General features: G+C 68.0%; 7 protein-coding genes, 1 other RNA gene and 2 pseudogenes. 7 read left to right on the top strand and 3 right to left on the bottom strand.

Annotation, left to right across the window (positions count from 1 at the left end; genetic code table 11):
• Positions 1 to 5 precede the first annotated feature (5 nt).
• Positions 6 to 407, top strand: an RNA gene (rnpB, locus tag NLX86_RS00050) — RNase P RNA component class A.
• Positions 408 to 680: 273 nt separating this feature from the next.
• On the opposite strand, the gene NLX86_RS00045 is transcribed toward rnpB, so the two are convergent.
• Positions 681 to 1,034: a hypothetical protein gene (locus NLX86_RS00045; RefSeq protein WP_254369437.1), complete on the bottom strand. Its 354-nt coding sequence runs from the start codon at positions 1,032 to 1,034 to the stop codon at positions 681 to 683.
• 586 nt (positions 1,035 to 1,620) lie between these two features.
• On the opposite strand from NLX86_RS00045, the gene NLX86_RS00040 reads away from it, so the two are divergent.
• From NLX86_RS00040 to NLX86_RS00020, 5 genes are all read left to right on the top strand, one after another.
• On the top strand, positions 1,621 to 1,881 hold the full coding sequence (locus NLX86_RS00040; protein ID WP_254369436.1) for a hypothetical protein: 261 nt from the start codon (positions 1,621 to 1,623) through the stop codon (positions 1,879 to 1,881).
• A gap of 78 nt (positions 1,882 to 1,959) precedes the next feature.
• Positions 1,960 to 4,536: a DUF262 domain-containing protein gene (locus NLX86_RS00035; RefSeq protein WP_254369435.1), complete on the top strand. Its 2,577-nt coding sequence runs from the start codon at positions 1,960 to 1,962 to the stop codon at positions 4,534 to 4,536.
• A gap of 152 nt (positions 4,537 to 4,688) precedes the next feature.
• Positions 4,689 to 5,861, top strand: a complete 1,173-nt coding sequence (locus NLX86_RS00030) for a serine/threonine-protein kinase (protein WP_254369434.1) — start codon at positions 4,689 to 4,691, stop codon at positions 5,859 to 5,861.
• Positions 5,862 to 6,112: 251 nt separating this feature from the next.
• Positions 6,113 to 9,088 (top strand): SNF2-related protein, encoded by a 2,976-nt coding sequence (locus NLX86_RS00025; protein WP_254369433.1) that lies wholly within the window; start codon positions 6,113 to 6,115, stop codon positions 9,086 to 9,088.
• 1 nt (position 9,089) lies between these two features.
• Entirely contained in the window at positions 9,090 to 14,708 is a 5,619-nt protein-coding gene (locus NLX86_RS00020) for a DNA methyltransferase (RefSeq protein ID WP_254369432.1), read from the top strand.
• 57 nt (positions 14,709 to 14,765) lie between these two features.
• Here the strand turns inward: NLX86_RS00020 and NLX86_RS00015 are convergent, their stop codons facing one another.
• Positions 14,766 to 15,011, bottom strand: a complete 246-nt coding sequence (locus NLX86_RS00015) for a DUF397 domain-containing protein (RefSeq protein ID WP_254369431.1) — start codon at positions 15,009 to 15,011, stop codon at positions 14,766 to 14,768.
• Positions 15,008 to 15,859: pseudogene (locus NLX86_RS00010) on the bottom strand (Scr1 family TA system antitoxin-like transcriptional regulator). The gene NLX86_RS00015 and the pseudogene NLX86_RS00010 overlap by 4 nt, the downstream one beginning before the upstream one ends.
• Positions 15,860 to 16,018: 159 nt before the next feature.
• Here NLX86_RS00010 and NLX86_RS00005 point away from each other — a divergent pair.
• Positions 16,019 to 16,210 (top strand): annotated as a pseudogene (locus tag NLX86_RS00005) (ATP-binding protein); the annotation flags it as partial.
• Positions 16,211 to 16,284: the final 74 nt, after the last annotated feature.

Raw genomic sequence — 16,284 nt, 5'->3', positions numbered from 1 at the left:
GCAGACGAGCCGAGCGGGCGGCCGCGTCAAGATCCTTGGATCTTGCCGAGGAACGTCCGGGCTCCACAGGGCAGGGTGGTGGGTAACGCCCACCCGGGGTGACCCGCGGGACAGTGCCACAGAAAACAGACCGCCGGGGACCTCGGTCCTCGGTAAGGGTGAAACGGTGGTGTAAGAGACCACCAGCGCCTGGGGTGACCCAGGCGGCTAGGTAAACCCCACCCGGAGCAAGGTCAAGAGGGGCCGTCGCAAGACGGCCCTGCGCGGACGATCGAGGGCTGCCCGCCCGAGTCCGCGGGTAGACCGCACGAGGCCGGCGGCAACGCCGACCCTAGATGGATGGCCGCCTCCTGGCGGGCCGCGAGGCCCACCGGAGACAGAACCCGGCGTACAGCCCGACTCGTCTGCCACCCAGGGCCCTTGACCAGCGAAATTGCGGGTCAGGGGCCCTTTTTTCGTAGATCGACGGGCTTCGCCGGACCCCGGTCCATACCGGTTCGACCAGGACCGCGCGGCTACGTACGTAGCCATGAAAGCAGCCATGCCTGTGGGGCCGGAGACGGGCGTCGTGGGGAGTGCTCCTCGGCTGCATCGCTCGCCGGCCACCTCATGCCGGAAGGCAGGGCTGCCCCTTCACCTTTCGGGACCGGCCTGTCGGGTCATGCGTTCAGGAGCAGGTCTCAGACCCAGCGGGGCGGGAGTTCGGGGAACCCCCGGCCGATCGTCGAGAACTTGGCGTTCGGATCGGATTCGACGAATCCGGACCGGGCCGGCAGTTCGGTGTCCGCCACCACGACATGGATCCGTGGCGGGCGGCCGGAGGAGCCGGTCAGATACGGCTCCTCCAGGACGGCCGCGTCGTCGAAGCGCACCCATCGGGTGGTGCTCCCACCTGTCACCGGGTGAGCCCTCCCTCGGGAGATGACCTCCACGGCATCGGAGAACCGGAGTCCGGCACTCTCCATTGCCGTCCATCCCCGCATCGTCGACCAGAGCGTCACCGTCTCCATGAATTCCGCGAAGTCGGCGAACATGTCCAGATATTCGCCGCTCCACGAGACTCCGACCCTCCCGTCGCGACGCAGAACAATTGCGCAGGGAGCGTACTGGTTTTCCGCGATGCAGATGAACTCGTCCCCATCAGGGGACGACATCCAGCCGTTTCGGGAGACCGAGAGCAAGGTCCACCCGTAGTAGTTCCCTCCGCAGCAAGGAAGGGTGCTTCCCTCCCATTCCTCCATGAGTAGCTCGACCAGGTCTCCTGCCTCTGACAGGAATTCGATCGAGTCGACCTCAGGAAGCCTACGAGGGGCACGTACTTCCTCGTTCAGGAATCGGACGGACCCTGCTGTCAATCTCACGGGACGCTCCTTTCAGGGATGACGGATCAGTGGTCGACGTTCAGCAGGTAGGTGAAGAGAACCCTGCAGTTGGGGCACATCTCCCGAGGCACGCCATGACGATCCCATCCACACCCCTGGGACCCACCTCGGACGTCGACGGACTGCGTCCTGGATCCTCCGATCGGCAGACCACGACCCTCAAGATCGCACAGTGCGCCGATCTCCCCGCACTCTTGCCGTCGACGTCGATCGTGACCTTGACCAGGTGCTGAGGCCCTTGCTCTTAATCTCCGCGGAGACCGTCTCGATCCGGGTCTCCCCGGTCCTGGGGTCGGTGGCGACGACCTTGTCGCCGACCTCCACCTTCTCCATCGCCTTGGTGGAGCTTTCGGCCATCAGCACCTTCGTGCCGGGCACGAAGCTGTTGCAGCCACCGCCGTCGGCCTTGCCGGAGCCGCCACCACCGGCGTGTGCCGAGGAACGGATCAGGACGCCGGTGGACGAGCTGCGGTTTGAGAAGAGGGTGAACCAGCGCTGACTCCCATGCCGACTGAGGCACTATGGGCTCTTCTGCCTCAGGTGCGAACGGGTGAAGCGACGGAGGGTGCAAGACGTCATGCAGGCCAAAGAGACTCTGTTCGCCGACCTTGTACAGGGACGGGCTCAGCAGTTCCAGGTTCCGCTGTATCAGCGGACGTACTCCTGGACGGAGAAGCAGCTGGCGCAGTTGTGGGGTGACATCCTCGAACAGGCCGAACTGCTGGAGTCCGGTGGGACGGCGAGCACGCACTTCCTGGGTTCGGTCGTGCTCGCGCCCTCCCCGCAGAACGAAGCGACCTTTCCCCGCTGGCTTGTTGTCGACGGCCAGCAGCGATTGACCACGCTCTCCCTGGCGTTGGCCGCGATCCGTTATCACATCGCTGACACGCAGCCGGAAGAGGCGGAGCGCATCGATGAGGAATACCTCATCAACAAGCGCAAGCACGGCAGCGATTACTTCCGTCTGCTGCCGACCCAGGCCGACCGCGCACAGTACGCAGCACACATTCGGATGGCCCAGGAGGAGCAGAGTGCGGGGGACAGGGTCGCCGCCGCCTACCGCTTTTTCCGCCGCAAGCTTGTCGAGGCGCACGATCCGACAGCGTTCCAGAACGTGCTCCGCATCGAGCAGGCGATCACGTCCCGTCTCACGCTGGTGTCCGTGACCGCCGAGCGCGGCGACAACGTCCACCGCATCTTCGAGTCCCTCAACAACACGGGGTTGAAGCTCAGTCAGGCGGACCTGCTGCGGAACTACCTCTTCATGAGGCTGCCGACGCTCGGCGAGCAGGTGTACGAAACCTACTGGCTGCCCATGCAGGGCAGCCTGAGCAACAGTGAGCTGGAACAGCTCATGTGGCTGCAGCTGGTGCTCGACGGCGACGACCGGGTCCGCCGCCAGGATCTCTATGCCGCGCAGCAGCAGCGGTTCGAGCGCCCGGAGGTGAGCGAGGCCGACATCGAGGCGTACATCAGGGAACTCCACCGTCGCAGCGCCCACTTCCGCCGGATCGTCCGCCCTGAGAACGAACCCGATCCGCTGGTACGAGGTCATCTGACCCGGCTGCAGGACTGGCAGGCGGTGGTCGCCTACCCCGCGTTGATGCTGCTGTTCGACCGTCGGGAACGCGGAGAGTCGGACGCCGCGGAGACGGCACGGGCCATGGAGTACATCGAAAGCTTCCTCGTACGCCGGACGATCTGCCGGGTGCCGCCGAACAACTTGAACAGGATCTTCCAGGCCGTCCCCGCACAGTTCCCGCAGGGTGTCCCGGTCGCGGACGGCCTGCATCGGCTGCTCTCCGCGGAGAACCGCTTCTGGCCCGACGACGAGGAGCTGCGGACGAAGATTCGGGAGGCGCCTTTCTACCGGTACGGCCTCCCGCATCAGCGCAGGCGAGTGCTGCAGCGCCTTGAGGAGAGTTACGAGCACCCCGAGCCGGTGGACTTCGCCTCGGCGCAGCTCACCATCGAGCACGTCATGCCCCAGTCACCCGGACAGGAGTGGATGAGAGTGCTGGAGGAGGAGGCGGCTGACGGCGAGAGCGCGGAGGACCTGCACTCCCGGCTGATCCACTCCCTCGGGAACCTCACGCTGACCGCCGTGAACTCGGAGTTGTCCAACCATCCTTTCGAGAGGAAACAGGGACTGCTGCAGGGCAGCCACCTGGAGATGAACCGCCGTATCGCCGCCACCGACCGGTGGGGTGTGAAGGAGATCCTGGCCCGGGCCGACGATCTCGCCGAACGGGCGATCAGGTTGTGGCCCGCTCCGCTGCGCGGCGTCGGCCGCGCCGAGCGCAGCCGCGACTGGCATCTGGCCCACCAGGTGCTCGCCGCGCTTCCGCACGGCACCTGGACGTCGTACGGGGATCTCGCGGCGTTCATCGGTTCCGGGGCCCAGGCCGTGGGCAACCATCTTGCCGGTACCGCCGGCGTGGCTAACGCGTATCGGGTGCTCAATGCCGAGGGCAAGGTCGCCGACGGCTTTCGCTGGGCCTCCCAGGGGCAGGACCAAGGTGACGTCCGCGCGCTGCTGACGGCCGACGGCATCCACTTCACGATCACCGGGGCCGCCGATCCGGCTCAGCGGCTCACCAGTGATGACCTCGCCCTGCTCGTTGCTGACGCGGAGGGCGAGCCGGACGAGGCCGGGGAGATGGCACAACCCGTCCCCGGAGGCCAGGCCGCGCAGACCCGTGCCGCGCGGTTCCTCCGGCAGCTCGCGGCGGACGACAACGCGGCGACCGTGAGCGCGGTCAGTGAGGTGCTCGCGCGGTGGGAGGAACTCGGCGGCTGGGTCGGCTACGGCACCGGGAAGGTCACGACCAGCGCCTTCCTGATGCTGGGTGAAGCTGGCCTCCCTGGGCGAGGCGTCTGGCCGATGACCCTTTACCCGGGCGGAGGTCGGGGCGGTACGGCCGAAGTGGTCTTCCAGCACATGGCGACCCGGGAGCCGTTCACGGACCGTGCGCTGCGCGCCGAACTCCTCGCGCGGCTCAACGAGTTGGCGGGCGTCGACATCCCGGAGGGCAAGCTCGAACTGCGGCCCAACTTCCGCCTGGCGCACCTGGCGGAGAGCGGCAACCGCGAGCTGCTGATCGGGACGCTCACCTGGTTCCGGGATCGCTGGCAGGACCGGGACCCCGCCTGAGGCGCTGGGCGGGCGGGGGCTCCGTCCGGTGTGAGCGCCACGCGGCTCGCACCGGCCCTCGCTTACACTTCCGGTGCGTGTCCCGGGCGGCGGAGCGGACGTCCGGCCGGGGGCTAGGCAGCCGGGACCACACAAGGGGAGGCCCACAGCCCGTGGAGCCACTGAGGGACGACGACCCGCGGAGCATCGGCGGATACACCCTGGTGTGCCGGCTCGGCTCGGGCGGGATGGGCCAGGTCTATCTCGGTGAGTCGGCCGCCGGTTTCCAGGTCGCCGTCAAGGTCATCAAGGCGTCGGTGCTCGATGAGGACGGCAGGGCGCGTTTCCTGCTCGAAGTGGACAGCCTCAAGACGGTGTACGGGCCGTTCATCGCGTCCTTCGTCGCGGCGGACGCCCACGCGGACAGGCCTTGGCTGGCGGTCGAGTTCGTCGCCGGTCCCGACCTGCTGACGTACGTGAGCGGGCACGGGCCGCTGCCGCTCGTCGAGACCGCCAGCCTCGGCGCGCTGCTCGCCGAGGGGCTCGGCACGGTGCACGAGGCCGGACTGCTGCACCGTGACCTCAAGCCGCAGAACATCCTCCTGTCCTCCTACGGCCCCAAGGTGATCGACTTCGGTCTGGCCGTGCTCGCGGAGCGGCGCTCCACGCTGACAGCGACCGGCGTGGTCGTCGGCTCGGTCCTGTGCATGCCGCCCGAGCAGGCCCGGGGCGAGCACCAGCTCGACCACCCGGCCGACGTCTACGGTCTCGGCGCCGTCCTGCTGTACGCCGCCACCGGCCATTACCCCTACACCGGGCCCAGTTGGCAGGCGGTCGCGCTCAAGATCGAGGACCCGGCCACTCCGCCCGACCTGAGCGGCCTGCCGCCCGAACTCGTGCTGCTGGTCTCCGACATGCTCGCGCTCGATCCCGCAGCCCGGCCGACGCTGGACCAGGTCACCCAGCGGTTGGTGGCCGTCATCGCCGACCGCGGTCTGACAGCGGCCCGGGCCAAGCGCCGGCTGACCGACCGCGCTCCCGCAGTCGAGGTACCCGAGCCGCCGGCGACGGACGACCTCCCGGAGGGGTGGACCGGCTACACACCGACCGTCGTGGACGTGGCCGCGTGGGAGAACGACGAGACGCCCGACACCGAGGGCGATGCCGAACCGGGCGACGACCGGTCAGAGGCTCCGTCCGAGACCCCGCCCGCCGAGACTCCGGTGCCGTCGGCCGCTTCGGCGCCGGGTGGTGCCGCCTCCGCGCGCACCGGCGTCCGCCCCTCCGCCCCGGTGCGGATCGCCGAGCAGCTGAGGGCGGCCTACGCGCGGGAGGCGCGTTTCTGAACGGGACCGTCGCCGAACGGGTCCGGCAGGCCCGTCCCGCACATGACCTGGCATATCGGCACGGCCCTCGCGCGCCGCGTGAAACACTTGCGGCGCACTGATCGCGACGCGTTCTCCACATGCCCGACGGCACGCACAAGGCATGTGCATGCCGGGTGACACAGCCGATGACGGCGTGGCCGGCAGCGCGGCGGGCGGTACCAGGCAGGGCGTACGGCATGACGACGGCAGGGACGATGGAGGGGCCACCGGTGGCACAGCAGGGGGAAACCCGGTATCCGCCCGGCGCGCAGATCCTCGTACGGGACGAGGAATGGCTGGTCAGGACCGCTGTCCGGGCCGGACATCCGGACGACGGTGACCAGATCGAGGCGATCGGCGTCTCGGAGTTCGTCCGGGACGAGGAGGCCGTCTTCTTCACCGGGATCGACAAGGTCGAACTTCTGGAGCCGGAGAAGACGTTTCTGGTGCCCGACACCTCCTCCTACTTCCGCCGGGGCCGGCTGTTCCTCGAAGCGGTTCTGCGCAAGACGCCGCTGCCGCAGTCCGAGCGCGGTCTCGCCCTGACCGACCGTTTCCTCCTGGACCCGCTTCCCTATCAGCAGCGCCCGGCGGAACTCGCCCTCTCGATGCGCAATCTCCGTCCGCGCATCCTGATCGCCGACGTCGTCGGCCTGGGCAAGACGCTGGAGATCGGGCTGACCCTCGCCGAGCTGATCCGGCGCGGCCGGGGCGAGCGCATCCTGGTGGTCACCCCGCAGAGCGTCCTGGAGCAGTTCCAGCACGAGCTGTGGACCCGTTTCTCGATTCCGCTGGTGCGGCTCGACTCCCTGGGCATCCAGCGCATCCAGCGGGAGATCCCCGCCGGCCGTAACCCCTTCACGCACTACAAGCGCGTCATCATCTCCGTCGACACGCTGAAGAACATCGGCCAGTACCGGCACCATCTGGAGCGTATCCAGTGGGACGCGGTCGTCATCGACGAGTCGCACAACCTGATCAACCAGGGCAGTCAGCGCCGCGCCCTCGCCGAGACCCTCGCCCCGCGCACGGACGCCCTGCTGCTGGCCAGCGCCACCCCGCACAACGGTGACAAGCGGTCCTTCGCCGATCTCATCACCCTCCTCGACCCGGCGGCGATCGCCGACCCGGACCACTACGACCCGGCCGCCGACCTCGGCCATCTCTTCATCCGCCGTACGAAGATCAGCCCCGAGGTCCGCAACGGCATCGGCACGGAGTGGGCGGACCGGGGCCCCACCAGGTCCCTGCACTGTGCCGCCACCGAGGCCGAGGAGAAGATCTTCGCGGAGCTGACCGAGCACTGGCTGCCCGCGCCGTCCGGCAGCACCGAGTTCGGCACGGCGGACCAGGACCCGGGCGGCTCGGTGAGCACCGACCCGCTGTTCGCGTACAACGTCCTGAAGACGTTCCTGTCGTCCCATGTCGCTCTCGCTGAGACGGTCACCCGCCGTATCACCGCACTGGAGGAGCGGGTGCGCAAGGCTGGTGAGAAGGGCCTGCGCCCGGACCTGGCGATCGGCCCGGAACAGGCCGCCCTGGCCCGCCTGCGCGCCCTCACCGCTTCCATGGGCGACGGCACGGCGCAGGGCGACTCCGCCAAACTGGACGCGCTGGTCGAGCAGTTGAGGGAGATCGGGGTGGGCCCGCGCAGCGCCACCCGCGTCGTCGTCTTCTCCGAGCGGGTGCCCACCCTCAAGTGGCTGGCGAAGGTGGTGCCCGCCCGGCTCGGCTTCAAGGCCGACAAGGACGGCGCGGTGAAGGCCGTGCGGGTTATGCACGGCGGCCTGAGCGAGGAGGAGCAGCGGCTGTGCCGGGAGGCGTTCGGCCTCGCGGGTGACCCGGTGCGGCTGCTGTTCACCGGCGACGTTGCCTCGGAGGGCGTCAACCTGCACCGCCAGTGCCACCAGCTCATCCACTACGACATCCCGTGGTCCCTGATCCGCATCGAGCAGCGCAACGGCCGTATCGACCGGTACGGGCAGCAGCACCAGCCGCAGTTCCGGGCGCTGATCCTCACCTCCGCCCGGCCCGGCGCGAAGGACGACCGGACGGTCGCCGAGAAGCTCCTCGCGCGCGAGGAGGAGGCCCACAAGCTGAACGGTACGGCGGAGGCGGAGACCGGCTACTACCGGGCCGATGAGGAGGAACGGCGCCTGATCCGCGAGCTGGTCGAGGGCGGCACCGTCGAGGACTTCCTCGCCTCCGCGCCCGCCGCCGACGACACCGACCTCGCCGGGCTCTTCGGGCAGGTCGACACCATCACCGAGGAGGAGCTCCCGCCGCGCGCCGAGGTTCCCTCGCTGTTCGGCGGGGACACGGCGGCGTTCGTGAACACCGCGTTCGCGGAGCTGTACGCGGACCGGGCGGAGGACGCCATCGGCCTCTCGTACGCCGAGGACGCGAAGCGGCGCCCTTCCTTCTCCCTCTCCCCGGACATGGCGCCCGACCTGCTGCGCCGCCTCAAGGCGCTCCCGCCGTCCTACCTCAAGGAGCAGGGCGTCGCCGAGCGCATGATCCTCACCTTCGACCGGGAGCTGGCGCAGGACAAGCTGACGGAGGCCCGCGAGGCCACGGACTCCATGTGGCCCACGGTCTCCCACCTGAGCGACATCCACCCGGTGGTGGAGTGGCTCACCGACAAGGTCCTGGTGCAGTTCGGGCGGCAGGAGGCCCCGGTCATCACCTCGCCCCATGTCACCCACCCCACCTTCCTCATCCAGGGCATCTACTCCAACGCCCTCGGCCGCCCCACCGTCGTGCGCTGGATGGCCGTCAGCTCCGAACCCGGCGCCCCCGTCGAGCCGATGACCGACGCCCTGGCAGCGGCCCGGGTGGGTCCCGCTCTCGCCCGTACCGGCGGCCCCCGCGATCTCGCCCACCTCCAGTCGCTGGTCCCGGCGGCGGTGGCCGCGGCCCGTGACCACCTGGAGAAGTACAAGGCCGAGTGGGCGGAGCAGATCAGCGGCCCGCTCACCGAGTACCGCGACCGGCTGAAGGAGTGGCGTCAGGAGTCCCTGCCCGGCGCGAGTGCCCGGCGGGAGCGGCAGATCGAGGAGACCGCCGACGAACAGGCGCATCTGCTGGAGCAGTTGAACACCACGGGCCTGCCGCTGCTGCGGGTCCTGGCGGTCCTGGACAAGCCGGCGCCCGACGGCGCGCTGTCCGGGGCACCCGGTGCGAAGAGTGCGGAGAGGGAGAACTGACGTGACGTACGACTCGCTGGTCAACCACGGCGACTACCTCTCGGCGCACTACCTCGCCGAGGTCCTGCCGAAGGACCTGAAGGCCAAGGACGGTCTCCTCGCGCGCTGGGCGACGGCCGAGGACGACGCACGGCGCGCCCACTCCGCCGCCGTGGCCGCGGCGAAGGCGGCGGGCGCCGACCCGGCCACCGTCCCGCCCCGCGCCCGCACGCCTCGGGAGGGCCTGCGTGCCCTGCACGGCCCCTACTTCGCGGGCCGCGCCGACTTCGCGCAGGACGCCGCCGCCCTCGCCGAACCGGACGCGCCCGTCCCCGCCGACTGGCCCAAGCGCCTCACAGACCTCCACCTGGCCACTCTCCGCGCCCTCGGCTACGGCGACGCCCACGAGCAGACCGTCACCGTCCACCGCGCCGGACACGAGTACAGCGTCCAGGCCGCACACGCCGAGCCGGGCCTCATCGCGGTCTCCTGCGGCTGGACCGCCGAACCCGACGCCGCCCTCGACCCGGACGGCGCGGGCCGCCTGCTGCACCCGGTGGCACTGGAGGCGTCCGGCCGCCTCACCGATGCCAAAGCGGTCACCGACTTCCTCTTCGAGGGCGAGGAGCCGCCGCGTTACGTCCTTCTCCTCGCCGGTGGTGTCATCGTCCTCGCGGACCGCCTCGCGTGGCACGAGGGCCGCTATCTCGCCGCCGACCTCGACGCCGCGCTCAACCGCCGCGACGACCGCAACGGAGGCGAACTCGACACCCTGGCCGCCCTTTTCGGCGCGGACTCGCTGCGCGTGCCCGAGGAGGGCGGCGCCGCGCCGCTCGCCGGGTTCGTCGACAAGTCCGGCAAGCACGCCGTCGGCGTCTCCACCGAACTGCGCGAGGGCCTGCGGCTGTCCGTCGAGTGGATCGCCAACGAGGTCCTGGCCCGCCTCCGCTCGCCCGAGAACGGCGTCTCCCCGCAGCAGCTCGACGACCCGGCGCGTCTCGCCAAGGAACTCAGCCGTGAGTCGCTGCGCTACCTCTACCGCATCCTGTTCCTGCTGTACGCGGAGGCCCAGCCCGCGCTCGGCATCCTGCCCGCCGACTATCCGGAGTACGCGCGCGGCTACGGCCTCCAACGCCTGGGCGACCTCGTCGTACGCGACCTGGTCGGGGAGCGCTCCCGCCGGGGCTTCCACCTGTACGAGTCCCTCGACCTCCTCTTCCGGAAGGTGGAGGAGGGCCATCGGGAGTACGGCAGCGAGCCCGAGGACCTGATCGCCGACGAGGCCGACCGGGCCGCCACGAAGGCGGAGCAGGACGCCGCCGCACAGCTCGCCGCCGGAGCCATCACCCAGGCCGAGTACACCGACCGGATCCGCGAGGCTGACCGCGCCCGCCGTGCCGCCGCCCGCAGCGCCGACGTGGGCCTGCGCTTCGAGCCGCTGAAGTCGGAACTGTTCCAGAAGGACGCCGTACGCCTCATCTCGTCGGGCCTCATTGAGAACCCCTCCTACGAGGGCGAAGACGAGGGTGAGAGCGGGGGCCCGAAGCGCGGCGAGTTCCTGGACACGCGGCTGCGCAACGAGACCCTGCACAAGGTGCTGCGCCGCCTGATGCTCACCAAGGGCAAGGGGCGCGAGCGCGGCGGCTTCATCTCGTATGCTCAGCTTGGCATCAACCAACTGGGCGCCGTCTACGAGGGGTTGATGTCGTACTCCGGCTTCATCGCCGAGGAGGACTTGTACGAGGTCGCCAAGGGCGGGGACGCATCCGGCGGCAGCTGGATGATCCCCGCGTCACGGGTCCAGGACTATCCGGAGTCGGTGTTCGTCGAGCGCGCCCACGAGGAGACCGGCCGGCCGGTCCGTGTGGTCCATCCGAAGGGCTCGTTCGTCTACCGCCTGGCGGGCCGCGACCGTCAGACCTCGGCCTCGTACTACACCCCGAAGTCCCTGACCGAGGTCACGGTCGAACTGGCCCTCAAGCACCGCCTGGACCAGGACGGCACCACCACCCCGGCGCGCGAGCTCCTGGAGTGGAAGATCTGCGAGCCGGCGCTCGGCTCGGGCGCGTTCCTCAACGAGGCGATCGACCAGGTGGCGGCGGAGTACCTGCGGCGCCGCGAGACGGAGCTGGCGCCCCGCCGCGTCGACGCCGAGCAGCGTCAGATCGAACTTCAGAAGATCAAGGCGTACATCGCCCTGCACAACGCGTACGGCGTCGACCTGAACGCCACCGCCGTGGAGCTGGCAGAGGTGTCTCTCTGGCTCAACTCCATGCACCCCGGCATGCGGGCCCCCTGGTTCGGCCTGCACCTGCGGCGCGGCAACTCGCTGATCGGCGCGGGCCGGAAGGTGTACGCGGCGGATGCGCTGCCGCACGGCGACTGGCTGTCCAAGAAGTCGCCGCTGCCGCCGACCGAACTCCCCTTCCGCGCGGGCGCGTTGCCCGAGGGCTCCGTCCATCACTTCCTCCTCCCGGCGATCGGCTGGGGCGCGGTCGCAGGCGAGGCGGAGGCGAAGAAGCTCGCGGAGGAGCAGGCGGCGGCGTTGGGGCGGTGGCGCCGGGGTGTCCAGCGGGCGCCGAAGGGGCCGAACCCGTTCCCCGAGACGGCCACGAAGAAGGTCAAGGATCCGCAGACCGGGAAGCGGATCACGAGACCGGAGACGGAACAGGAGCGGCGGGAGCGGCGCGCGAAATGGGCCAAGTCCGCGGAGACCACCGAGCTGTGGCGTCTCCAACGCGTCGCCCGCCGGGCCGAGTTCCTCTGGAGCCTGGTCGCCAAGCGCCTCGAACTGTCGGAGCGGAAGGTGTCCCGACGCATCGACGTCTGGGGCGCCGACTGGCTCGAACCTTCCGCCGAGGCGACCGACAAGCAGAAGGTCCTCGACGACCTGACGGCGCTCGGCACACCGTACTGGCGGCTGAAGACCGTCATGGACGCTTGGTGCGCGCTCTGGTTCTGGCCGCTGGACAAGGTGGCCGACCTGGACGGTACGAGTCCGGACTATGCGGTGGGCGGGGGCGTCGTCCGCGAGGAGGAAGTGGCGGCGTTGCTGGCCGGGGCGGCGTCGGCCGCTCCCGTAGAGGCCCCGGTGCCGACCGGGCCCGCACCGGGGGACCTCGCCTGGCAGGCGGCGGGGCTGTTCGATGATCCGGACGGTGAGCAGGGGGAGTTGGGTGAGGCGAACGCCCTTGCCGCCGATGGTGAGAAGGGTCTGAAGAGCCGTACCCGCCGGGCCGGTGAGAAGGGCGGGCGTGAGGCGCAGATCGGGGCGGACAGGTGGCGTGAGGTCATCCCGCTGCAGACGTTCGCCGGCTGGCTGGACTTCCTGGAGGCGACGCTCGGCACGAACGACGCGGACGGTTCCTTCCTGGACGGCCTGGACGAACTCCCCGTGGACGAGGCGCTGCCCATCCTGGAGGACTTCGAGCGCGACATGGACGGCGCGCTGGGCATGGACCGCGCGTTCAACCTCCGGTCGCGGTTCCCTTGGCTCCACGTGGTGGAGGACATCGCGGGCACGACCGAGAAGGACATAAAGGCGGAGGACGGGCACGGGTTCTTTCACTGGGAGCTGCACTTCGCGCATGTTTTCCGGGGGCCTGGTGGGGGGTTTGACCTTCAGGTGGGGAATCCGCCGTGGGTCAGGCCGGACTGGGACGAAGCTCTGGTACTTGCCGAGATCGAACCGTGGTTCAAGCTAGCGGACAAGCCGTCCGCCGAGCAGTGGCGGCAGCACAAGGATGAGGCGCTTGCCGACGGGGGGCGACTGGACTCGTATTTCGGCGAGCTAGCCGCGACAGTCGGAATGGCTACTTTCCTTAGCGATCCGACGACGTATTCGTTGATTGCAGGGACCAGGCCGGACCTCTATCGAGCATTCATGTGTCAGGTGTGGCGGCATTTCGGGGCAGGTGGCACAGCCGGGTTGGTCCATCCGGATACACACTTCGGTGGAGTGAAGGAAGGTCGGCTTCGAGAGGCTGCCTACCAACACCTACGTGCACATGGGCATTTCTCCAACCGGCGTGGCGTCTTCTCAGAGATTCACGCAAACACTGAGTTCGGAGTGCAGATCTATGGCGAGGTTCAATCGCCTAGGTTCACCCATCTCAGCTGGCTGTTCGACCCTTCGACGTTGCGGGATTCGCTCGATCACGACGGCTACGGCGAGTTGCCAGGTATCAAATCTGAGGGCAAGTGGGAGTTGCGTCCCCATCGAGCGCGACTGGTCGAGGTGGATTCGGAACTACTTACGCAATGGCATCAGTTGTCAGGCGAGACGGCGATTCCGGCCAGTCAAGCAGCTCTGCTCTATCCCGTGACGGTGGATGAGCAGGGTGCTATCGGTGCACTGTCAGCGGTGCGGAATAGGCTGGGTGAGCACGAACCAAGGATTACGATCGGTATGCTCGAGAACCTAGCCACGAAGAAAATGGGGCTCTATCGCTGGGACACGACCGCACCTAGTTCATTCGGCGAAGTAATCCTCCAAGGGCCGCACCTTGGCGTAGCGACGCCCTTCAATAAGCAACCTAATATCCCCTGCCGGACTAACCGTGACTGGGGGAGTTGGGACCTCGCGAAGCTGCCCGCTCAGGCGGTACCGCGTACGAACTACGTTCCCAGCGGTGAGCTTGAGCGCTATCGAGGAGTTCAGGACCGATGGCTTGATTATGCGAGGCTGGGCTCTGACTGGCAGCCGTCAGTCGAGGAGTGGACGAGCCGAATCGACGTGTTGACTGAGGAGGAACTAAAACTCTCCGAGAGTGAACAACGTGAGATCCTGCATGGTCGGTTGTGGCTCTTCCGGCCATATACGGGTTTCTTCCGGCTGGCGTGGCGTCGAATGATCCCCTTTGATACTGAGAGGAGTCTCTTCGCTGCCCTGATTCCACCCGGTCCTGTGCACGTCGATGCTGTGAACTCCATGGCGTTGAGGGACAGCCGCGTCACTGCTCTCAACGGCGGCTTCTGGGCTGCGCTACCCATTGATTACCTGCTCCGAATTACCGGCCGTTCGGATCTTAGGGTCGCGGAAGCCCATAAAATGCCGTACGCGGACCCATCCCATCCTCTTAGTGGTCCCCTCCTTCTTCGTACTCTCCGTCTCAACTGTCTCACTGAGGCATATGCTCCGCTCTGGGCCGAGCTGTACGACATGACTTGGCCTGGCTATGAAGAATGGGCTGTGAAGTGGCCTAGGATGGCGCCGCTTGCCGCCCACCTCAAGTCGGCTTGGGGTTATGTCACTCCACTCCGTACCGAGTACGAGCGACGCGCTGCGCTCGTTGAGATTGATGCCCTGGTAGGGGTGTGGCTCGGAGTGACGGCAGATCAACTGGTAGCGCTCTATAAGGCCCGTTATCCCATCCTCGGCGACTATGAGGCCGAGATGTGGTTCGATGCCAACGGCCACAAGATCGCGCGGAATCACCATACTTATGGCCATGGCCAGACCAAAGAGCACTATGACCACTTCCTTGCCCACCAGAACGGCGAACGCTCCACGCCCCCCGAGGGCTACACCGCCCCCTTCTACAAGGCCAACCGTGAAGAGGAGATGCGGGCAGCGCACGCCTACTTCTCGGAGCGGCTCCGGCAGGCGGTCGAGAAGGGGGAGCAGAACCCCAACTCATAAGCAAAAACGCTCCGTTCTGGGTGGGTCCGGAGCGGGGCGCCTCTGCCTAAGGAGGGTTCAGGCCTGGGCCGCGTACGGGAGGAAGCAGGCCCAAGTCACCGAGGTGAGGGTGAGTTGTGGGCCCGTAGGCACCTTGGAGTCCCGGACGTGGACGGTGTCGGGGCAGGAGGCCACCTCGACGCAGGCATCCTCGAAGTCGCTGCTGTGGCTGGACTTGCGCCAGGACAGCGCCACCTCGATGCAGTCTCCGTCTCCACTGCTGCTGTAACTGCTTTTGAACCAGGCCAGTTCGGTCGTACTCATAGTGCTCCTCGCATCCGCTGCAACAGGCCCACGGAGTCATCGAGGGAGAGAGCCTGTGAGCGCATCCTGGCATATCGCATCTGGAGAACACTGATCTCTTTCGGGTCGGAGACGAACAGACCTCCACGCTGACCCTCGTTGTAGGCAAACCATCAGTTCTCGGGGGTTTCCAACAGCTGCATTGGCCCAGCCAGGCCAGCGTGCGCTTCCCGAACCAGCGGCATCACCTGAACCTCAACATTCCGCAGCTCAGCAAGCCCCAGCACATGCTCGATGAGCCCCCGAGTCACCTCCACCCCGCCCGTCCGCCGCAAGAACAAGTGCTCCTCCAGGATGAAGCTGAACGCCGTGTTCGGCCGCTCCCGCAGCAACCGCTGCCGCTCGGCCCGTGCCACCCACTGGGCCTCGATCTGGTCGTCACCCAGTGGCGGAAGCTGCTCCATGAACAGCGTGCGCGCATACGCCTCCGTCTGCAACAGGCCCGGAACCAGACGACACTCGTACGTATTCAGACTCAGCGCCTCCGCCTCCAGCCGCGCCCACTGCCGGAACCAACTCGCCAACCCCGGCTGCCGCGACAGACGCCGTGCCGCAGCCCGCAGAAAGCCGAACGCGTCCAGGACCTCCTCCGCCCGCTCCACGAAATCCGCAGGCGGAAAGCGACGGCCCTGCTCGATGGACGCCACTGTCGGCAGCGAGTAGCGGACACTGGGTGCGAACTCCTCCTGGGTCAGACCCGCCCGTTTACGGAATCCCTTGACGACCTCGCCGAACGTTCTGAGACTGTCCGATGCCTCCGGCTCGCCGCCACCCGCCAGGGCACCCGTCCCACCCGTACCGTCTGCCATGCCAGGACACCTCCCGCACGCCCGCCTCGTCGCTCACGCCCAACTGGGACATAGTCACGCTCGGTTACCCATACTGTCCACTCTCCGTACCCGTACGCTGACGCGGCGTACGAGTCGCTGACCTGGTGAACAGGGCTTTGACCACGCCAGATTGGGGCCATGAGGCCCATCTCCACTCTCCAAAGCCCCGTTACCGTACGTGTGTTCGCCCAACGTTTCAGCTCCACCCCGCTGGGCGCCCGCCTCGCCCGCCATCTCGCCGTGCACCGGCTGCACGACTGGGGCATCCCGTACGGCTCGGGCACCTCCGACACCGCCGCCCTCCTCGTCGCCGAACTTGCCAGCAACGCCGGTGCGCCATGAGGCGCTCTGTTGTATCCCCGGTTCAACCGGGAGGAACTGAAAGGGAGGTTTCTGGGTCCGAT

Origin of the sequence: Streptomyces sp. A3M-1-3, from assembly GCF_024213665.1 — a bacterium.
Lineage (GTDB): Bacteria > Actinomycetota > Actinomycetes > Streptomycetales > Streptomycetaceae > Streptomyces.
The sequence above is the reverse complement of the archived record's forward strand: the minus strand, read 5'-3'. Positions and strand labels throughout refer to the sequence as shown.